Origin of the sequence: Paenibacillus prosopidis (assembly GCF_003337375.1) — a bacterium.
In the GTDB taxonomy this organism is placed as follows: Bacteria; Bacillota; Bacilli; order Paenibacillales; family Paenibacillaceae; genus Pristimantibacillus; species Pristimantibacillus prosopidis.
Genome location: NZ_QPJD01000003.1, coordinates 102382 through 122119, shown reverse-complemented (window position 1 = coordinate 122119; position 19738 = coordinate 102382). Strand labels below are relative to the sequence as shown.

Sequence of the window (19738 nt, the reverse complement as noted above, 5' to 3'; positions counted from 1 at the left end):
ATACGCTGATTTCATTATAAGATTGACAACATTAAGCAAACTAAACTATGATATTTTCAAATTCAAAACAATTGGAACGGAATGGTAAGGAAGCACCTTCATTCAGACGATGGGGGTGCTTTTTTTGTTATGTTCAGTCTAATTCAGAGCGCAAGTGTATATGGCGTCGACGGCAAAAGCATATCGGTAGAGGTTGACATAGCCAGCGGGCTTCCTCAGGTCAATATTGTCGGATTGCCGGATCCGGCTGTCCGCGAATCGGTAGAGCGGGTACGGGCCGCCTTAAAAAATAGCGGTTTTACGTTTCCTATGGACCGCATAACGGTCAATCTGGCACCCGCTGATTTACGTAAAGAAGGCACGTCGTTCGATTTAGCGATTGCTGCAGGCATATTGACGGCCAGCGGACAAATAAACGCTGCTCCATTTGAGCAAACGCTGCTTATTGGCGAACTTTCGCTGAACGGCAGCGTCCGTCCAGTTGCCGGCGTATTAGCAATGATCGAACAAGCGAAGCAATGCGGAATCAGACGTGTTCTGCTTCCACTCGGCAACGTTCCGGAAGCCTCTTGGATTTCAGATGTGGAGCTGTTTGCTTTGACGCACTTGAAGGAGCTTGATCTGTTTAAGAAAGAACAGAGCGGTTGGGAGCATATTCGGGTAGACCGTACGAATGCTTCTGACAGATTGAGCGATACTTGGCATTCTTCGCATGAGAATTATGATGAAATTGGCGATTATGACGATGTAATCGGGCAGCACCAAGCGAAACGAGCGATGCTCATAGCCGCGGCAGGCAAGCACAACATCTTGCTTAACGGTCCTCCTGGAACAGGAAAAACGATGATGATCCGGCGTTTACCCGGTATTTTGCCGATATTGAACGAGCATGAAGCGCTTGAAGTAACGAAAATCTACAGCGTTGCCGGCAAGCTGGCCGAAGGTTCGCAAGGCCTTATAACACACCCGCCATTCCGCGCTCCTCACCATACGATATCCTCAGGCGGACTGATTGGAGGTGGCTCCATACCGAAGCCCGGAGAAGTAACTTTGGCGCATCGAGGCGTACTCTTTCTTGATGAGCTGCCTGAATTCCCTAGGCAGGTATTGGAAGTTTTGCGGCAGCCGCTGGAGGATCGTATCGTTACGATTTCCCGGTCCAAAGCCGTTTTTCAATTCCCTGCGAACATCATGCTGGCAGCTTCCTTTAATCCGTGTCCTTGCGGTTATTACGGTCATGAATATGGCGAAAAGCGCTGCACCTGCAGCGCTTCGAATATTAGTCGCTATCGGTCTAAAATTTCTGGACCTCTACTGGATCGTATCGATCTGCAACTCGAGGTGCCTCGCCCCATATCATTTGATAATGTCAAGGCCGGAAGCTCCCTTACCTCCGCTCAAATGCGCGGGAAGGTGCTCGCCGCAAGGTCCTTTCAGCAAGCACGCACCTCAGGGATGGGGGCTGCTGCGAACGGCGAATTATCCGGTGCGGCCCTTCGCAAAACGGTTAATCTCAATCGCGAGGCGGCAAGCTTGCTTGAAAATGCTTTTGAGGCGCTCGGCATCAGCATGCGCGCTTATGATCGAATGCTTAAGCTGGCTCGTACGATTGCAGACGTAGAGGCTAGCGAGGCCGTTGAAGCCGAGCATGTTGCCGAGGCCATTCAATACCGCAGGTTGGATAACCATATGTCATAAACTCATCCAATGGGCTTCCCTCGAGCTTTATAACCTTAGAGGAAGCCCTTTTTATTCATGCTTTGGACAAGCTTCAAAATGCTCCTTCGTAGTGCTTATATTCGATGACCGCTTTGCTCTCCCGGCTAACGGTAACAGCGATGACATCGAATCGAATGGACGGATTCGCTAGCCCGCTGCTTCGCATATAAACCTGCGCCGTCTCTCTCACCTGCTGCTGCTTACGGCGGTCGACGGACTCTGCTGCGGTGCCGAATCTGCCTCCAAGCTTACGCGTTCTTACTTCTACAAAGATAAGTCTGCCGTTATGCTCAGCTATAATATCAATCTCACCGCTGCGGCAGCGCCAATTGCGTTCCTTAATGAAATAGCCTGCCTCTAGCAAAAATGTACAAGCCGCATCTTCGCCCCATTTACCTGTTTGCTGCCTATTATTGGCTGCTTGATGACTATCGCTCATCCTTCCAATCCCTCGCTTTTCGGTCCGAACGATAGACGAAGCTTAAAATCTCAGCTACCAGCGTGTAAAGCTCTGGCGGAATTTCCTGATCAATGTCCAGCTTCGACAGAACTTCGACGAGCGAGGAGTCCACTTGCACCGGAATGCCGTTTTCCTGTGCTTTTTCGAGTATCAAGTCCGCCATTTGCCCTTTTCCCTTGGCGACCATCACCGGTGCTAAGCGTTCGCCAGGCTCATACTTTAGAGCCACCGCTTTTTTTATTCGCGATTGCTGCGTGTTGTTTTCATGGCCGCTGCTCATATCCGGTAATCGACTCCCTTGTAGCGAGTGGATGAAAATTGCGACAGATCAGGCGGCTGTCGGCTCTTCGCCGCTGCAGCAGCCGCTTCCGCCCCTTGCTCCCCTGCTTTTGGCAATGGCGTTGTCCGCAGCGACAGCAGCTGATATCCTGCTTGCTGCAGGCTGTCAGCTATTTCTGATCGTGAAGAATCGGCAAGAGCTGCGATAGCCGGATGATCATTCCACAAATTCAAGCTCACAATCTTATCCGTTACATTTACATCGACCATCGTTTCCCCTAGCGTATTCATCGACAGGCTGAACAATAGCCGGCAATTAGCCGCATCGAGCTCTCCCTTTCTTCCGCGCCTCGTTTGAATATGAACCGATGCCGTTTGATTACCATCCTGACTATTTAGCGGAATAAACATCGTGACGTGAGTGAAAACCGAGCTGTTTCGCTCAGGCGTAAGGAGCAGCTGCTGCCCGGTTATTTGCTGGATGAGCTGCTGTGCCGTTTCCTTTATTGCAGGCGGCGTATCCGCAGCAGCAACGAGCGATAACAGCGCGCTTTTGAGAGACTCCTGCTGCTGCTGCAAGGGCTGCGGGCTATCTGGTACCAGATCATCGGCGGCAGCTGACAATTGATTTGCTGCTGCCGCAAACGCTCGCTCTTCGTTCTGTCGCAAATCCGTTATCCGAGTGCTCTGTTGTTCTTCGAAACTATCTACTGCACCTTGTACCGCGGATACCGCTGCTTGTGGTAAATCCGGTTCCAATTGTAGGACAAGCGCACTCGCTGCTGTCGCAGCGTTGCGATTATTAACTGTTGAGGCTGCATTATCTGGATAGGCTGCCGGCTGCAAACCTGCTGCCATCTGAGGATGCGCATCTTCAGTCAATGCTTTCGTCAGCTGCAGTTCATGTTCCACACCTAGCCATTTCATCATTTGTCCGAGCCAATTCGGTTGATTTACCGCAGCATGACCTGCTTTCGGCTCTGGTAAACCAGGAGCAGCTGAGCTTTCAGCCTCAGCTGCTTGTTTAAGTCCAGCATCGGTAAAAGTCTCCGTTCGTGCCGTTTGATTAGGTAGCGGCGCTGCTGACGCGGCCTGCGGTGCAGCAGAAGGTGAGCTTGAAGCCGTAACGGCCGGATGAGCTTCACCGGATGCTGCAGCACTGCGCAGCAGCGCTGCTCCTTCAGCAAGCAATGCTTGCACGCGTGCTGCCGCCTGCGGCAATGGCTTCGGTTCTGCGAGGTCACGATCAGCCAGAGCGTTTGCAGCATCTGCACCGCCGGCAAAGGCAGCCAGCTGTTGATTCAGCGTATCAATGAGTTCATGCGCACTCCGCCCGAACATAACCTGCTGCATCCCGGCTATCGCAGCACTTGTCATCGGCAGCCCCCGCTTAAATAGGGCAGCAGACGCCTGCATCCATTGCTCCGTATCCGCACCTGCCGGCAACGTGGACGCCGCCTGCTGAAACGATTGCGCCACATCGCGGTTAAGTATAACGCCTTCTTTCCGCAAATCTTTAACGATCTCGACCGCCCATTTCTGTTCCGGCAATGCCAACTGCTTCGCCCACTCCTTGAAAGTATCCTCCGGCAGCCCTACCGCGCTTGGCTCGACCTGCTTCAGGACAACGAGAGCTCCATTCGACTGCGGCTGCACCTGAAGCAGCGCCGACTGTCCCATTTGCAGCGGCAGCTCCAGCTTCGCCCGCACCTGTACCCCATTGATTTGAACGATCGCTTCGTTATTCTCCGCCACCTGCAATATAACCCCGCGTATGATTTGACCTGCCTTTAGCTCCATTCCGCGGGATTCTCCACTCGTTGCTTCTCCGAGCAGGCTTCTCATCATATGACTAATATTCATTTATAAATCCGCCTCCATTGCCACTGCGGCCGCCTCCGTATATAAACCTTATATCGGCTGAAACCAGCCAACCCTGAAGCGTTTGTGTCCAAAAACAAACACGATCTATAAAAAAAAGCCCATTAATGGCTTAAGGCATTCCAATACCTTGAGCCATTAATCGAGCGTGTCAAACAACCGTTTGAAATGATCGGCTTAAAAGAGAACCATTTGCTCCTCTGTGAACAAATTTCCTAGAAATGATCTGCGGTGCAGCGGGCTTGGTCCGTTTTCAAGCAACCGCTCCCGATGCAGCTTCGTTGCGTAGCCTTTGTGAACCGCAATGCCGTATGCTGGATACAGCTGCTCCCATTCGTTCGTACACATCCTGTCGCGCGTCACTTTGGCCACTATGGATGCCGCTGCAATGGACTGGCTCGTCGCATCCCCTTTGATGATGGAAAGCTGTGGCGACGGCACGTCGACCTTCTCTGCATCAATGAGCAAATAGTCCGGTGACGCCTGCAAGGATTCTACAGCAAGCTTCATCGCTAGTCTGGCAGCCTGCTTAATGTTGATTCTGTCGATCGTCTCAGCATTAACATGAGCAACCGACCACGCTACGCATTGCTGCAAAATAATATCATACAGCTGGTCGCGCTTTTTCTCGGAAAGCTTCTTTGAATCATTAACCCCATCGATGACCACATCCGGCGGTAAAATAACAGCAGCGGCCACAACGTCTCCGAATAAGCAGCCCCGGCCAACCTCATCGACACCGGCAATCGACTTATATCCATCAATCCATAACGACTTTTCATACTCCAGCACGTTACGTTCCCCCGATTCCACGTGCCTAACCATGTTCGTACGATTGCCCATTCAACCACACGAACGGGTTAGATTTGTTAATCAAATTCCTTAATAAGGCGGTGCTTCCAACGTAATGCGCCCTAGCTTACCCGCACGCAAATCACGCAAAATAATGCCTGACGTTTTCTCCAAGTCAACGCGTCCTCCGCTAATCAGACAGCCTCTGCGGCGCCCGATATCCTCCATCACACGTACGATTTCATCGGAATCCGCAGAATCCGTCGGCGGCGTTTCAAGCTCGTATCGTTCCTGCAACGTCGGCCAATAACGATCAACAAGCTCCCGCACAGCAAAAAAGGCGATATCATCAACGTTCAAAATTTGTTCTCTAATGGCACCTGTCATGGCAAGACGGTAGCCTACAAGCTCATCCTCAAACTTAGGCCACAAAATACCCGGCGTATCGAGAAGCTCCATATCTCCGCCAACCTTAATCCACTGTTGACCTTTAGTTACACCCGGGCGGTCACCCGTAAGCGCAATATTTCGTCCGGCAAGGCGGTTGATGAGCGTGGATTTCCCCACGTTTGGAATACCAACAATTAATCCGCGTACCGCACGAGGGTTCATCCCTTTAGCAATTTGACGCGCAATTTTCTCATGTAAAATCTGTTTCGCCTTAACCGGAATATCACCGACCCTCGTTCCTGTCGAAGAATCAACCGACACACACTCATGACCTTCGTTAGCAAAATAGGCCATCCATTGCTCCGTCGTTCTCGGGTCAGCCAAATCCGATTTGTTAAGAACGATTAACCGCGGCTTTCCGCTCAAAATTTCCTCTACCATCGGATTTCGGCTCGAGAGCGGAACGCGGGCATCCAATAGCTCTATGGCAATATCGATTAGTTTCAGCTTTTCTTGTATTTGCCGTTTTGCCCGGGTCATATGTCCCGGAAACCATTGAATGGTCATTTACACACCTCATTTAGTCCAATGCTTAATAAACTCTAGTTTGTTCAAAGGCCAAAAAATAATGTCTGCTCGTCCCACTACTTCATCGTCCGATACAAAACCGATAACGCGGCTGTCCGTACTGTCGGAGCGATTGTCGCCGAGCGCAAAAATCGTCCCTTCCGGAACTGTCATTTCCGGCACTTCGTCATTCGGGAAGTTATAATTAGAGCCTTCTCCGTTATACAGCCTGCCACTAGCATGGGCAGCTTCAATCGCTTCCTTTATGTATGGCTCTTCGATTTTCTTATCGTTAATATACAGATCATCGCCCTCGAGTTTTATTTTATCGCCGGGAACGCCAATGACCCGTTTAATAAATTTTCTGCCCTGCTCTGGAACATCAAAGACGACCACCTCGCCAAACTTCGGTTCGCGAATGGTATATAAGATTTTGTTAACAATTAACCGTTCGCCGGTTTCAAAATTCGGCTGCATCGAAGGCCCGTCCACAATGAACGGAGAAAATAAAAACTGGCGAATGAGGAAGACGAGAACGACCGCAATAACTAACGCCTTTATCCATTCCACGATTTCCTTGTAAGCCCCGCTCTGCTTGCCCGGGCTGGACGCATGGGTCACTGCACGTTCCGGAATCGTTTGCTGAACGTCTGCATGTGGTTGAAATTCCTTAGAGTTATTTTCGCTGCCTGAGTCCAGCCCGTCATTACGCTGATGTGAGTCCAATCTGTTCGCCTTCTTCCCAAATGCTGTAATATGTATATCTCATTTTTGAAAAACGAAAAGGAGCTTGTTTGCGCAAGCCCCTCTAGTCGTTTGATCTTAACGAATTTCTTTAATTCTAGCAGCTTTACCGCGAAGACTGCGAAGGTAGTACAGTTTCGCACGACGTACTTTACCACGGCGAGCCACTTCGATTTTTTCGATTTTAGGCGAGTTAAGCGGGAAAGTTCTTTCCACACCAACACCGTAGGAAATTTTACGCACAGTAAAAGTTTCGCTGATTCCACCGCCGCGACGTTTAATAACAACGCCTTCGAACAACTGGATACGCTCACGAGTTCCCTCGATAACTTTTACGTGAACTTTCAGCGTGTCACCAGGACGAAAGTTCGGTAGATCTTGGCGCAGGTTTTCTTGCGCAATTGTTTGCAAAAGATTCATTTGAATTCACTCCTTCCACCATAGACGTTCTTATGAGCTCACCGAATTCCACTGAACCGGTTCATCGCTGATAGCGGACCGTCCGACTTAACGAACAACATTAGAAATTTTACCACAATGTGCGGAGCAATACAACACGTATTTTGAAATCAACGTTTCATGTATACTTAAATTGACAAACTACGACAAAGTGAGGTGCAAACTGTTGTTAAAATTACAGAAGTCCGTTTTTGTTATAAAGAAATTATGTATTGCTGCAGCTTTATTATTCTCTGTAATAACAGCACCGGCTCAAATCTCCGCAGAGCCATTACCATTCAAGGATACAAATGGACATTGGGCTCAAACCTACATATCTTGGGCCATTGAAGAGCATTTAGCGCAAGGATACGACGATGGCTCCTTCCAGCCTAACCGGCTGATTAATGAAGCGGAATTTTTGGCAATGCTGCTGCGGGCTTACGGCTTAGTACCAGTATCGTCTGCTGATAGCGGTGTTTGGTACAAGCCTTATTACGATTATGCCAACAACCTTGGATGGCCATTAACATTTATTAACGACAGCGGCACATTCCGCCGCGGCCAAGCGGCATTGCTCCTTGCCTCAGCTGCCAACGGCAAAGCATTCACTGAGCAGAGCGCAATACAGTGGCTGCTTGATGAACATATCTCGAACGGCCGAACGTCAGCTACCGTAAATGGCTTTATCCCAACCGGCAAATTGACGCGCGCCGAAGCGCTAACGTTTTTTTATAAGCTTAAAGAGCATACGAAAGCATTATCCGCAGCCAAAATATCATCACAACCAGGAACAACGCTAGGCGGAATTGCTCTTAACGATTCTGCTCAGAAGCTTCAGCTTACGCTTGGAAAGCCATCACGGATCGACGCCAGCGAAAATGGCTTCACTTGGTATATCTATAACAGCAGCTATACCAATTTCATGATGTTTGGTGTTGCAGATGCGAAAGTGACCGCGCTTTTCTCCAATGCGAGCAGCAGCTGGAGAAGCTCCACCGGCATTAAAATAGGTCAAACGATCGCGGCTGCCAAGCAGCTCACAGGTACGGTAAGCAGCGCAGAAGCAAACGATGATTATTATGCATTTACATCCGGGAACGAACGTAACACATTATTTATTGACAGGCATGACGGCAATAAAATAATCGGTATTCTTAAAATGACACAAACTGGCTCCAAATCCGGGACACCAGCCTATTCCAACAAGCTTCAAACTGCCTACGAGCAGCAGGTGTTCGATCTGGCAAATGCAGAGCGCGCCGGTAGGGGAATTGCTGAACTGCAATGGGACATGCTCGCAGCAGCTGCAGCTCGAACTCATAGCAACGATATGCAAATTAGAAGCTATTTCGCACACATGAATCCAGACGGCTTATCCCCATTCGATCGAATGAAGAACGAAGGCATCAAATATAAATCGGCCGCAGAAAATATCGCAGCAGGCTATATCAACAGCATCTATGCACATTACGGCTGGATGAACTCCGACACTGGACACCGGGAGACGCTGTTAGACGGGAGGCTAACGCGACTTGGTACCGGCATTGCCTTTGGGGGAAGCTATAACGTATATTATACCCAAAATTTCTATACGCCATAATTTGATCCTAATCACTTCATTACGAAAAGCCGCAACGGACATTTCCGTTGCGGTTTTTGCAATCATCTATTCTTTATTCCCCTTGATTATGTGTTTCCTGCCTCTTCTTTGCAGCCAGCCACTTCCGCTCCTTGTCCGTCAGCTCCGCCTGTTTCAGCAGATCTGGACGGCGCTGCAGCGTCCTTAGAAGCGATTGCTCGCGTCTCCACACCTCAATATTCGCGTGATGCCCCGAAATGAGCACGTCCGGTACTCCCCAGCCGCGGAACTCGGCGGGACGCGTATAATGCGGGTGCTCCAGCAAGCCGGTGCTGTAAGAGTCAGTAACAGCTGACGTTTCGTTGCCAAGAACACCCTGAAGAAGTCTTACAACACTATCGATAACGACCATTGCAGGCACCTCACCGCCGGTCAGTACATAATCGCCGATTGATAGCTCGTCCGTTACGAGATGCTCACGAATCCGCTCGTCGTAGCCTTCATAGTGCCCACAAATAAGAACGAGATGCTGCTCTTTCGCAAGCTCCTCCGCTTTCTGCTGTGTGAACTGAGATCCCTGCGGACACATCAGAATAACCCGGGGGCGCACATTTTCGTCTATCTTAAGATCCTCAACCGCTGCAAAGACCGGCTCAGGCTTCAGCACCATTCCGCCGCCTCCGCCATAAGGGTAATCGTCGACCGTATTATGTTTGTTGCCCGAATACGCCCGGAAATTAATCGCCTCGAGCGAGACGATCCCTTTTTCCTTCGCTTTTCCTAGAATACTCGCGCCAAAAACACCATCGAACATTTCCGGAAACAGCGTTAGCACATCAATTTTCATCGTTTAAATCAATCCTTCCATCAACCGGACCGTCACAAGCTTTTCCTGGGTGTTAACGCTAATTAACACATCGTCAATTACAGGCAGCAGCAGCTGCTGCTTCTTACCTTGACCCTTCGGGGGGGCGACTACCCATACATCGTTTGCCCCTGGACTTAATATCTCTGATATCGTACCGAGCTCTTCGCCATCCTCTGTTTCGACACGGCATCCGATAATTTCATGATAATAATATTCGCCTTCGTCAAGCTCCACCAAATTTGCTTCCGAAACTTTGAGCACCCAGCCTTTATATTTTTCAACGAGATTAATATCATCAAAGCCTTCAAGTTTTAGTATGTACACGTTTTTGTGAGCGCGGGATGCGACGATTTTCACTTCAAGCGACGCCCCGCTCTCCTCGTTTAGCATTAAAAGCTTACTACCCGCTGCAAACCGAACATCTGCGAAATCTGTTTGCGATAATACCTTAACTTCTCCCCGAAGTCCGTGCGTATTAACAACCTTTCCGACCGTAAACCACTTTTCGCTCATTTCAACCAGCCCTTCATATGTGTATAAACGTATTATACATGCAAAAACGGCTTCGTTCCAAGTTAGTGGACGAAGCCGTTTCATCAAATGCAAACGGCTGCCGCCGTCCGTAAGCCCTGCAATCAAGCGTAAACGCTTCGCCGTCCTCTGGAGGCGAAGCTTCGTTTCGCGGAGAATTCTAAGCAGATATAAGTGTGAAACTTATATCTGCTTAGAATTTAAAAAAGGGTTAGAACATTCGTCCTAACCCTTCTTCGAGTTCGTGCATTACGACATAATGTCGACAATGACTCGCTTTTGCGATTTGACGGAAGCAGAAGTCACTACCGTACGTATCGCTTTTGCGATGCGTCCCTGTTTACCGATGATTTTACCGATATCCTCGGGGTGAACCGAAAGCTCGTATATCGTGCCGCGGTCATCATCCTTCACATCGACTTGCACTTGCTCCGGATGATCGACCAAAGCCTTCGCTATGACAAGAATCAATTCTTTCATCTCAAAGCCCTCCGCTGTTCAACAGTTATTTCTGTTGCCTAAGCTCATGGAACTTTTTAAGAACACCAGCTTTGGAAAGCAGGTCACGAACGGTATCAGAAGCTTGCGCTCCTGTTTGCAGCCATTTCAACGCTTTTTCTTCATCGATCTTAACTTGAGCCGGTTGTGCAACCGGGTTATAAGTGCCGATCTCTTCGATAAAACGTCCGTCACGCGGCGAACGGGAATCCGATACGACTACGCGGTAGAAAGGAGCTTTGTGAGCACCGATTCTTTTCAAACGAATACGTACTGCCATGAAAATTCACCTCCTTCGAAAAATAAATAGGCATTAAAACGGAAACTTCATATTTTTGCCGAGCAGACCTTTAAGACCTTTCTTGCCGCCCTTCGGTCCTTTCGGTCCCATCATTGATGAAAACTGCTTCATCATCTTCTTCATATCGTCGAACTGCTTGATGAGGCGGTTGACTTCTACAATCGTTGTGCCGCTGCCGGCGGCAACGCGCTTACGTCTGCTGTGGTTAAGCAGCTCCGGCTTAATCTTCTCTTCCTTCGTCATGGAACGGACGATAGCCTCGACCCGGCCGATTTGCTTCTCGTCGACCTTCATGTCCTTTAAGCCCTTCATCTTGTTCATGCCGGGCAGCATATCCATAATTTGATCGAGTGGACCGAGTTTTTTAACCTGCTCCATTTGCTCAAGGAAATCATCGAACGTAAATTCCGCTGTCCGCATCTTACGTTCCATCTCAGCGGCTTTCTCTGCATCGATATTCGATTGAGCCTTTTCAATCAACGACAGCATATCGCCCATGCCGAGAATCCGGGAAGCCATCCGCTCTGGATGGAACGGCTCCAAGGAGTCGATCTTCTCACCCATCGCTGCGAATTTAATCGGGCAGCCCGTTACGGCTTTAACCGATAGTGCCGCACCGCCTCGCGTATCGCCGTCTAGCTTCGTTAACACGACACCAGTTAGTTCGAGTTGCTCGTGGAAGCTCTGCGCTACGTTAACCGCGTCTTGTCCCGTCATCGAATCGACGACTAGTAGCACTTCATCAGGCTTAGTTGTCTGATGGATTTGCTTCAGCTCTTCCATCAGCTCTTCGTCGATATGCAGTCGGCCTGCTGTATCGATAATGACGTAATCGTTGCCGTTCTCCTTCGCGTGCTGAAGTCCAGCCCGTGCAATTTCAACGGGTGATGTTTGATCGCCCATCGAGAATACCGGCGCTTTGATTTGCTCGCCGAGAACCTGCAGCTGCTTGATTGCAGCCGGACGGTAAATATCACATGCAATGAGGAGCGGCTTGTGATTACCCTTCTGCAGCAGCTTTGCCAGCTTGCCTGTCGTCGTCGTTTTACCCGCACCTTGCAAACCGGCCATCATAATTACCGTTGGCGGCTTATTTGCCTTAACCAGCTTACTTTGCGTACCGCCCATCAGTTCGGTAAGCTCTTTGTTTACGATATCGATGACGACCATGCCGGGCGTAAAGCTCTTTGATACATCCAAGCCAATTGCCCGTTCTTTCACCTTGGCGATAAAGTCTTTGACGACTTTGAAGTTAACGTCTGCTTCAAGAAGCGCCAACCGCACCTCCCGCATCGCTTCGTTAACATCCTCTTCAGACACCTTGCCTTTGCCCCTCAGCTTGCTGAACACATTTTGAAGCCGGTTTGATAAGCTCTCAAATGCTGCCATGTACCGTCACCTCCATTCTTGTCGTTTATTCCGTTGCTCTGAACTGTGCGATAACATTCATCAGCGCTTGTTTTTCCTGTTCATCAATGGATAGCTCATCAAGGCTGTTTACCAGCTGTGCCGTTAATTGCAAAAGCGACTCATGCTTTGAGAGTAAGTTAAGCTTGCTCTCGTAGCCTTCAAGCACCTGCTCAGCGCGCTTGACATGCTCATAAACCGCTTGCCGGCTAATGCCGAACTCCGCAGCAATCTCTCCTAACGAGAAATCGTCATGAAAATAATATTTGAGGAACGTCCGCTGCTTCTCTGTCAGCAACGGCTCGTAAAAATCGAACAATAAATTAATTCGGGTTGTTTTGGATAAGGCATCCGGTTCGTTTGCTTTCATCCCATCAGCCCCTCCTGCTCGTTAACCATGTTAACCATTTGCACCCGTCAAGGAAAAAGCCTTTACAGCTGTCAATGACTCTTATAATACATGACATCATAGGCTGCTGTCAAGCATTTGTCCTTGTCACCTTAAAGGCTTCATCTTAGCGCTATTAGCATCCGAATGCAACCCGCTTATTCTGCTTTTATTCCGGATTCATCTGCAGCTTCGCGCTGAATTAATCCTGCAAACAGCGCATGTATGAATTGCTCCGAATCGAATGGCTGCAAATCGCCCATTTTCTCTCCAAGGCCGACAAGCTTTACCGGTAAGCTCAGTTCATTGCGAATAGCGATTACGATACCGCCCTTAGCTGTACCGTCCAGCTTCGTCAATACAAGACCTGTAACCCCGCTCTTCTCGCCGAATAGCTTCGCTTGGCTAAGAGCATTTTGTCCAGTCGTCGCATCTAGCACCAGCAGTACCTCATGCGGCGCATCCGGAAGCTCGCGCTGGATGACGCGAAAAATTTTGTTCAGCTCTTCCATCAAATTTGTCTTATTTTGCAGTCTTCCTGCCGTATCGCAAAGCAGCACATCTACACCGCGCTGCTTCGCCGCTTGAACCGCATCGAACATAACGGCCGCAGGGTCGGAACCGGACTGCTGCTTAATCACGTCTACCCCGACTCGCTGACCCCATACCTCAAGCTGCTCTATTGCTCCCGCACGGAACGTATCGCCAGCTGCAAGCAGCACGCTCTTACCTTCGCTCTTAAATTTATGCGCCAGCTTTCCGATTGTCGTCGTCTTGCCGACGCCGTTGACGCCTACAAACAAAATAACGGTAATGCCGCTTGGCGCCATCCGCAAACCCGCGTGATCGTCGCCCTTCATAAGCTCAATAAGCTTCTCCGAAAGGACCGGCTGCAAATCGGCCGCATCCTCGATTTTACGTTTCTTCACTTCCACCCGAAGCTCATCGATTAATTGCATGACCGTATTAACGCCAACGTCTGCACCGATTAAAATTTCTTCTAGCTCCTCGTAAAACTGCTCATCAATTTTTTTGCGGCGCGTAATAAGCTCTTCGACTTTCTCAACGAACGCAGTCCGTGTCTTCGACAACCCGTCCTTGAAGATATTTGTTACCGCTTCTGTCTTTGTAGCGATGCTTTCCTTCAGTTTCTTAAAAAAACTCATCGTTCTTACTCCTCCATCCTCACATTACCGCTCTTCTTTAATTATGCAGATACCGACTCATCTTCCTCCAAGCGGACAGATACCAGCTTCGATACGCCGCCTTCCTCCATCGTAACGCCGTAAAGCACATCGGCTTCCTCCATTGTTCCTTTACGGTGCGTAACAACGATAAATTGCGTAAGTCCCGAGAACTCGCGCAAATACTGGGCAAAACGGGATACGTTAGCTTCGTCAAGCGCAGCCTCGACCTCGTCAAGCACACAGAACGGCACCGGCTTAACCTGCAAAATCGCAAATAACAGCGCTATTGCCGTTAATGCCCGTTCTCCCCCGGACAGCAGCTGCAGATTCTGCAGCTTCTTGCCTGGCGGCTGCGCTACAATATCAATGCCCGTATCGAGCACGCGATCCGGCTCGACCAATACGAGATCGGCCCGGCCGCCGCCGAACAGCTTAGCAAATACGACGACGAAGTGACCGCGAATCGCTTCGAACGTAACTTTAAACCGTTTAGACATTTCGTCATCCATTTCCCGGATGACCTGATAAAGCGTAGTTTTCGCTTCAATCAAATCATCTTTCTGCGCCGACAAAAATTCATAACGTTCCTTAACCCGTTCATACTCTTCGATAGCGCCTAAATTGACTTCGCCGAGAGCTGTAATTTGACGTTTGATATCACGAACTTCGTTCTGGGTACCGGCAACGTCCTCCGGCACAGGATATTGCTCCTTGGCCAGCTCATAGCTTAGCTCATATTCCTCGCTCAGCTTGCGAAGCAGGTTATCCAGCTCGACATCGAGCCGGTTAGCGGCAATCTCCGTCTGCCGCATTTGCTCTTCGACCTGTCTCAGCTGTGCCCTTTGCTCCTTCGTCTCACTCTCGCCCTGATCAAGCTCCACAATACGCTGCGCACGTGCTGAACGCTTCAAATCGGTCTGTTCCGCGCATTCTTGCTTCTTCAGCCTGAGGTGATTAAGCTGTTCAATTTGCTGAACCGTTTCCGCAGAATGACGGGTTAGCTCTTCCTCCTGCTGCGCTGACAATGACCGAAGCCCAACCAGCTCCTGCTTAGCTCGCTCAATATCGGCACGAACGCGCGCCGATTGATCCTCGAATGACAGCCTCTCCTGATCGGTCTTCGCTGCTGCAATCTTTATATCTGTCAGCTGCCCCTGCAGCTCTTCCTTCGCAGATTCGCTCGCTTTGCGCCGTTCCTCTGCCATGCGGATCGCTTCTTGCAGTCTTGCTTCATCTATAATAAGCTGCTCCAGCCGCAGCTCTGCCGCAGCCGCCGCTGCTTGAATATCCTTCTGCTCGGTCAAATGCGTATTGCGGTCAGCCGAGTAAAGCTGGCGCTGCTCATCCAAATGCTTCGCTTCATTATGAAGCTGTTGCAGCTCCGCCCTGATCTGCTGCTCCTCGATTCGGCTCTGCTCGCCTTGAGCGCGCAGCTCCTCCATATTATGCGTGCGAATCGAATGCTCCTTGCGAAGATCGCTGAGCTTGTCGCGCAGCTGCTCCACCATTTTGCGGGCATCGGCAATTTCTTGATCAAGCGTATCGATCTGACGTTGCCGGCCGAGTAAGCTCGCTCCCTTTTTCTGCAAGCTGCCGCCCGTCATCGAACCGCCGGCGTTAACGATATCCCCTTCCAGCGTTACAACGCGATACCGATACTGACATTTAGATGCTATCCGGTTCGCTTGTTCAAGCGTTTCCGCAAGCAAGACATTACCTAGCAAATTGTTCACAATGGCTTCATAGCGGGTATCTGAGCTAACTAGATCAGCCGCCACGCCAACAAAGCCATCAACCGTTTCCGCGGTACGCTTGTCGTGTTCCGGCACTTGTCTGCCGCGTATGACGTCAAGCGGCAGGAACGTCGCTCTTCCCAGCTGACGCTGCTTCAGAAAACCGATTGCAGTACGGGCAGATTTCTCGTCTTCCATTACAATGTGCTGCAATGCACCGCCGAGCGCTGTTTCAACCGCCATTTCAATCCGCTCAGGCACCCGCATAAGCTCTGCTACCGCGCCATGAACGCCGCTTATGCCGCTGTTTCCTCGCCGGGATGCCTTGAGTACTTCTTTAACACCCTGCATAAAGCCGTCAAGCGCATCCTGCATTTCCTTCATCGTATCGCGCCTGGAAACGTGGCTGTCGAGCTTCTGCTCCCATTTCCGAATGGCCATCGTTACTTCTTCCAAGCTCTGCGAAATGGTTTTCGTCTGCTCGGATTCCGCAAGTGACCGGTTTCTTGCCTGCTCGAGACGAACTAGTGTTGCCTCTAGTGCCTGTGCCAGCTCCGACCGTCTATCATCCAAACGGGCTTGCTGCTCCAGCCATTTCGTCTCGTCCTCGCTAATGCGCTCCATGCGACGCTGCAGCGTTTCTTGCTGCTGTGCCGCATAACGAATCTCATTGCGATGCTGCGCCATCGAGCTCAACACCTCAAGCAATTCGCCCTTAAGCGTCTCTTCAGCATCGGCTACAGCGCCGCCCGCCACGCCTAACAAATTGGCTTCCTCTTTGGCAATCAATGCGCGCAGGTCGGCTAATTGAAGCTCCAATGCCGCTGCACGGCTGCGAAACTCCGCTTCCTCCTGCGTCAGCGTACCAATGCGGGCGTCCTGAACGGCAATCGATTCTTCCAGCTGCCGTTTATTTTGCTCTAAATTGCGCTTGCGCTCCTTAAGAACCTCGCCATAGCCTTCGCACTTTTCAAAATCCTCGCTAATTTGCAGCATCGATTCATGCAGCCGGTCAAGTTCAAGCTCCAGCTCACGCAATTGCTGACGATCCTTCTCCAAATGGGCATCATGCTTGCTCACAACCGTTGACAGCGCAAGCTGTTCTTGCTGCAGTCGTTCAAGCTTGCCGTTTGCCTCCGTCCATGAACCGTGAATCTGTTCAATGTTATGTACATACATGGAGATTTCTTTTGTTTTCAGCTGTTCCTTAAGCGCCTTAAAGTGAATCGCCTTCTCCGACTGCTTGCGCAGCGGCACGACCTGGTCCTCGAGCTCCGTCACAAGATCGTGAATACGCAGCAGATTTTGCTCTGTTTCATCGAGCTTCTTCTGTGCCTCGCGTTTACGCGACTTATATTTCACAATGCCTGAAGCTTCCTCAAAAATACCGCGCCGGTCCTCCGAGCGCGTACTTAATATTTCTTCAATCCGGCCTTGTCCAATAATCGAATACGCCTCTTTACCAATACCCGTATCCATGAACAGCTCGGTAATATCTTTCAGCCTGCAGGGCTGCTTGTTTATTAAATACTCGCTGTCACCGCTCCGGTGTACCCGGCGGGTTACCGTCACCTCGTTATACTCAAGCGGCAATGCACCGTCAGCGTTATCGAGCGTAAGCGAAACCTCGCTGTAATTGACCGCTTTCCTGGCGTCGCTACCGGCAAAAATAATGTCCTCCATCTTGCCGCCGCGCAAGCTCTTCGCGCTTTGTTCGCCAAGCACCCAGCGTATACCGTCGGAAATGTTACTTTTACCGCTGCCGTTAGGGCCTACGACTGCGGTAATCCCGGTTACAAATTCCATTTCGGTTTTGTCAGCGAATGATTTAAATCCAAATAATTCAATACGTTTCAGAAACATAACTTGGTTTTCACCTCACCCTACATTCTACCACAACTCATAGGCCTTGATAACCATGCCGAACGCTTATCCTGCTGCAAAAAAGAGAGCATCCCTCAGGTCACCCGGACCATTCGGGACACTCTCTTCTTGTCTACACCTGCTCCTGTGACAGCGTACGCCATGCTTCTGCGGCAGCACGCTGCTCCGCTTCCTTCTTCGTTCTCCCGCTTCCAATGCCGAAGCGCTCTTCCCCGAGAAAAACCTCAACGACGAACTCACGGTCGTGCGCAGGACCACGTTCCTCGATAATCCGATACTCGACCGATCCAAGGCCGTGATGCTGCGAGCGCTCCTGCAGCTTAGACTTTGAATCCTTCATAAGCAGGCCGTAGTCGTTCGAATCGACGAACGGAAACATATGCTCATTCAGAAAGCTTCTTGTTCGCTCGATGCCAGCATCCAAGAAGATGGCGCCGACAAATGATTCAAACAAGTCAGCTAGCAAGGCCTGCCTTTGCCGCCCGCCAAGCTGTTCTTCACCGCGCCCAAGCAGGACATGTTCGCCGAGCTCCAATCGTTCGGCGAACTGAGCCAGTGACGGCTCGCAGACGATGGAAGCACGCATGCGTGTAAGCTCACCCTCAGGACGCTGCGGATAAGCCGTGAACAAATATTCGGAAACCAGCAGTTGCAGCACCGCATCTCCCAGAAACTCCAAACGCTCATTGTCTTGCGCAGTGCCGCGTTTATGCTCATTGACATAGGAAGTATGGGTGAAAGCCTGCTTCAACAGCTTGGTCCGCTTAAAGCTAAGCTGCAGCCGTTGCTGCAGCTCAAGGAAGGAATCACGCTTCATAAACTTTCATCACGATCGTCGCATTATGACCGCCGAAGCCAAAAGAGTTGGAAAGCGCCGTTTGCACGTTCGCTTCACGCGGCTTATTAGGTACATAATCCAGATCGCATTCCGGATCTTGATTATCCAAATTTATCGTCGGTGCGATAATGCCGTTTTTGAGCGTCAAGCCTAGAATAACAGCTTCTACGCCGCCGGCAGCGCCAAGCAAATGACCGGTCATTGATTTTGTCGAGCTGACCGCTACTTTGTAAGCATAGTCTCCGAACGCTTTCTTAATGGCTTTCGTTTCCGAACGGTCGCCAACCGGAGTTGACGTACCATGCGCATTAATATAGTCGATCTCGGATGGCTCAATACCTGCATCCTTCAACGCTTTTGTCATACAACGAGCAGCGCCGTCAGGATCCGGCTCTGTCATGTGATGAGCATCGCCGCTCATCCCGTAGCCAATGACTTCAGCATAAATTTTGGCGCCGCGAGCCTGTGCGTGCTCAAGGGATTCCAAAATAAGCACACCAGCGCCTTCACCCATAACGAACCCATCGCGGTCTATATCGAATGGACGGCTTGCTTTTTCAGGCTCGTCATTGCGGACAGACATGGCGCGCATCGAGCAGAAGCCGGCCATTCCAGTCGGTCTGATCGTCGCCTCAGCCCCGCCGGCGATCATCACGTCGGCATCGCCGCGCTGGATCATTTTGAATGAATCGCCGATCGAGTGTGTTCCTGTTGCACAAGCGGTAACTGCTGTGCTGTTCGGGCCCTTCGCACCGGTTAACATGGATACTTGGCCGGAAGCCATATTCGCGATCATCATTGGGATAAAGAACGGGCTTACGCGTTTCGGACCCTTCTCAAGCAAAATGTTATGCTGATCTTCCCACGTGCCAAGACCGCCAATTCCGGAGCCGACCATTACGCCAACGCGCTCCGCGTCTGCATTTTGACCGATTTGCAAGTCTGCATCTTTAATCGCCAATTGGCTTGCTACTGCCGCAAATTGCACGAAGCGATCCATTCTGCGGGCTTCTTTTTTATCTAAGCCGTAATCTTCAGGGTTGAAATTTTTGATTTCTGCGGCGATGCGCGTCGGATATTCGGAAAAGTCGAAGGCCTCAACAACGGAGACTCCTGACTTTCCCTCCAACAAATTACCCCAGAATTGCTCCAAATCGGAGCCGAGCGAGGTAATAACCCCCATACCGGTAACAACAACTCTTTGTTTCATTGGATTCACCTCTATGGACAGCAATATAGATGACCGTACTT

The 19738-nt window shown here is 50.3% G+C and carries 19 protein-coding genes; 2 read left to right on the top strand and 17 right to left on the bottom strand.

Going from position 1 to position 19738, the window contains the following annotated elements; translation table 11 throughout:
- Positions 1-129: 129 nt before the first annotated feature.
- Positions 130-1698 carry a YifB family Mg chelatase-like AAA ATPase gene (locus DFP97_RS05375; RefSeq protein ID WP_114378960.1) on the top strand — a complete coding sequence of 523 codons (1569 nt, stop codon included), beginning with the start codon at positions 130-132 and terminating at the stop codon, positions 1696-1698.
- Between the two features lie 73 nt (positions 1699-1771).
- On the opposite strand, the gene DFP97_RS05370 is transcribed toward DFP97_RS05375, so the two are convergent.
- The 7 genes from DFP97_RS05370 to rplS all read right to left on the bottom strand — a co-directional run bounded on the left by DFP97_RS05370 (position 1772) and on the right by rplS (position 7252).
- Entirely contained in the window at positions 1772-2158 is a 387-nt protein-coding gene (locus tag DFP97_RS05370; RefSeq protein WP_114378959.1) for a YraN family protein, read from the bottom strand.
- Positions 2148-2459: an EscU/YscU/HrcU family type III secretion system export apparatus switch protein gene (locus DFP97_RS05365; RefSeq protein ID WP_114378958.1), complete on the bottom strand. Its 312-nt coding sequence runs from the start codon at positions 2457-2459 to the stop codon at positions 2148-2150. Before DFP97_RS05365 ends, DFP97_RS05370 begins: the two co-directional genes overlap by 11 nt.
- The gene (locus DFP97_RS05360; RefSeq protein WP_114378957.1) at positions 2456-4321 is read right to left on the bottom strand and encodes a hypothetical protein; all 1866 of its coding nucleotides are present in this window, start codon (positions 4319-4321) and stop codon (positions 2456-2458) included. Before DFP97_RS05360 ends, DFP97_RS05365 begins: the two co-directional genes overlap by 4 nt.
- 195 nt (positions 4322-4516) lie before the next feature.
- Positions 4517-5131: a ribonuclease HII gene (locus DFP97_RS05355; RefSeq protein WP_245975923.1), complete on the bottom strand. Its 615-nt coding sequence runs from the start codon at positions 5129-5131 to the stop codon at positions 4517-4519.
- A 90-nt stretch (positions 5132-5221) separates the two neighbouring features.
- Positions 5222-6088, bottom strand: a complete 867-nt coding sequence (ylqF, locus tag DFP97_RS05350) for a ribosome biogenesis GTPase YlqF (protein ID WP_114378956.1) — start codon at positions 6086-6088, stop codon at positions 5222-5224.
- A 9-nt stretch (positions 6089-6097) separates the two neighbouring features.
- Complete coding sequence (gene lepB / locus DFP97_RS05345; RefSeq protein WP_114379244.1) at positions 6098-6724, bottom strand: signal peptidase I; 627 nt, start codon at positions 6722-6724, stop codon at positions 6098-6100.
- A gap of 186 nt (positions 6725-6910) precedes the next feature.
- Complete coding sequence (gene rplS, locus DFP97_RS05340; protein WP_028611060.1) at positions 6911-7252, bottom strand: 50S ribosomal protein L19; 342 nt, start codon at positions 7250-7252, stop codon at positions 6911-6913.
- Positions 7253-7457: 205 nt separating this feature from the next.
- Between rplS and DFP97_RS05335 the strand changes: the two genes are divergently transcribed.
- Complete coding sequence (locus DFP97_RS05335; protein WP_147275019.1) at positions 7458-8873, top strand: CAP-associated domain-containing protein; 1416 nt, start codon at positions 7458-7460, stop codon at positions 8871-8873.
- Positions 8874-8946: 73 nt separating this feature from the next.
- On the opposite strand, the gene trmD is transcribed toward DFP97_RS05335, so the two are convergent.
- The 10 genes from trmD to fabF form a co-directional block, all read right to left on the bottom strand.
- The gene (gene trmD / locus DFP97_RS05330; RefSeq protein ID WP_114378954.1) at positions 8947-9699 is read right to left on the bottom strand and encodes a tRNA (guanosine(37)-N1)-methyltransferase TrmD; all 753 of its coding nucleotides are present in this window, start codon (positions 9697-9699) and stop codon (positions 8947-8949) included.
- A gap of 3 nt (positions 9700-9702) precedes the next feature.
- Positions 9703-10233 carry a ribosome maturation factor RimM gene (rimM, locus tag DFP97_RS05325; protein WP_114379243.1) on the bottom strand — a complete coding sequence of 177 codons (531 nt, stop codon included), beginning with the start codon at positions 10231-10233 and terminating at the stop codon, positions 9703-9705.
- 267 nt (positions 10234-10500) lie between these two features.
- The gene (locus DFP97_RS05320; protein WP_114378953.1) at positions 10501-10731 is read right to left on the bottom strand and encodes a KH domain-containing protein; all 231 of its coding nucleotides are present in this window, start codon (positions 10729-10731) and stop codon (positions 10501-10503) included.
- A gap of 25 nt (positions 10732-10756) precedes the next feature.
- Positions 10757-11029 (bottom strand): 30S ribosomal protein S16, encoded by a 273-nt coding sequence (gene rpsP / locus DFP97_RS05315; RefSeq protein WP_056637034.1) that lies wholly within the window; start codon positions 11027-11029, stop codon positions 10757-10759.
- Positions 11030-11062: 33 nt separating this feature from the next.
- On the bottom strand, positions 11063-12439 hold the full coding sequence (gene ffh / locus DFP97_RS05310; RefSeq protein ID WP_114378952.1) for a signal recognition particle protein: 1377 nt from the start codon (positions 12437-12439) through the stop codon (positions 11063-11065).
- A 25-nt stretch (positions 12440-12464) separates the two neighbouring features.
- Entirely contained in the window at positions 12465-12827 is a 363-nt protein-coding gene (ylxM, locus tag DFP97_RS05305; RefSeq protein ID WP_114378951.1) for a YlxM family DNA-binding protein, read from the bottom strand.
- Positions 12828-13003: 176 nt separating this feature from the next.
- On the bottom strand, positions 13004-14011 hold the full coding sequence (ftsY, locus tag DFP97_RS05300) for a signal recognition particle-docking protein FtsY (protein WP_114378950.1): 1008 nt from the start codon (positions 14009-14011) through the stop codon (positions 13004-13006).
- Positions 14012-14052: 41 nt separating this feature from the next.
- Positions 14053-17628 carry a chromosome segregation protein SMC gene (gene smc / locus DFP97_RS05295; RefSeq protein ID WP_114378949.1) on the bottom strand — a complete coding sequence of 1192 codons (3576 nt, stop codon included), beginning with the start codon at positions 17626-17628 and terminating at the stop codon, positions 14053-14055.
- A gap of 133 nt (positions 17629-17761) precedes the next feature.
- Positions 17762-18466 (bottom strand): ribonuclease III, encoded by a 705-nt coding sequence (rnc, locus tag DFP97_RS05290; RefSeq protein WP_114378948.1) that lies wholly within the window; start codon positions 18464-18466, stop codon positions 17762-17764.
- Complete coding sequence (gene fabF / locus DFP97_RS05285; protein WP_114378947.1) at positions 18456-19697, bottom strand: beta-ketoacyl-ACP synthase II; 1242 nt, start codon at positions 19695-19697, stop codon at positions 18456-18458. The genes rnc and fabF overlap by 11 nt, the downstream gene beginning before the upstream one ends.
- Positions 19698-19738 lie beyond the last annotated feature (41 nt).

Bases quoted from the DNA above. Each gene is read 5' to 3' on its own strand.
- ylqF (WP_114378956.1), bottom strand. From the start codon at position 6,088: ATGACCATTCAATGGTTTCCGGGACATATGACCCGGGCAAAACGGCAA.
- rimM (WP_114379243.1), bottom strand. From the start codon at position 10,233: ATGAGCGAAAAGTGGTTTACGGTCGGAAAGGTTGTTAATACGCACGGA.
- ftsY (WP_114378950.1), bottom strand. From the start codon at position 14,011: ATGAGTTTTTTTAAGAAACTGAAGGAAAGCATCGCTACAAAGACAGAA.
- DFP97_RS05365 (WP_114378958.1), bottom strand. From the start codon at position 2,459: ATGAGCAGCGGCCATGAAAACAACACGCAGCAATCGCGAATAAAAAAA.
- DFP97_RS05360 (WP_114378957.1), bottom strand. From the start codon at position 4,321: ATGAATATTAGTCATATGATGAGAAGCCTGCTCGGAGAAGCAACGAGT.
- ffh (WP_114378952.1), bottom strand. From the start codon at position 12,439: ATGGCAGCATTTGAGAGCTTATCAAACCGGCTTCAAAATGTGTTCAGC.
- smc (WP_114378949.1), bottom strand. From the start codon at position 17,628: ATGTTTCTGAAACGTATTGAATTATTTGGATTTAAATCATTCGCTGAC.
- DFP97_RS05320 (WP_114378953.1), bottom strand. From the start codon at position 10,731: ATGAAAGAATTGATTCTTGTCATAGCGAAGGCTTTGGTCGATCATCCG.
- rpsP (WP_056637034.1), bottom strand. From the start codon at position 11,029: ATGGCAGTACGTATTCGTTTGAAAAGAATCGGTGCTCACAAAGCTCCT.
- DFP97_RS05375 (WP_114378960.1), top strand. From the start codon at position 130: ATGTTCAGTCTAATTCAGAGCGCAAGTGTATATGGCGTCGACGGCAAA.
- ylxM (WP_114378951.1), bottom strand. From the start codon at position 12,827: ATGAAAGCAAACGAACCGGATGCCTTATCCAAAACAACCCGAATTAAT.
- rplS (WP_028611060.1), bottom strand. From the start codon at position 7,252: ATGAATCTTTTGCAAACAATTGCGCAAGAAAACCTGCGCCAAGATCTA.
- rnc (WP_114378948.1), bottom strand. From the start codon at position 18,466: ATGAAGCGTGATTCCTTCCTTGAGCTGCAGCAACGGCTGCAGCTTAGC.
- fabF (WP_114378947.1), bottom strand. From the start codon at position 19,697: ATGAAACAAAGAGTTGTTGTTACCGGTATGGGGGTTATTACCTCGCTC.
- DFP97_RS05370 (WP_114378959.1), bottom strand. From the start codon at position 2,158: ATGAGCGATAGTCATCAAGCAGCCAATAATAGGCAGCAAACAGGTAAA.
- trmD (WP_114378954.1), bottom strand. From the start codon at position 9,699: ATGAAAATTGATGTGCTAACGCTGTTTCCGGAAATGTTCGATGGTGTT.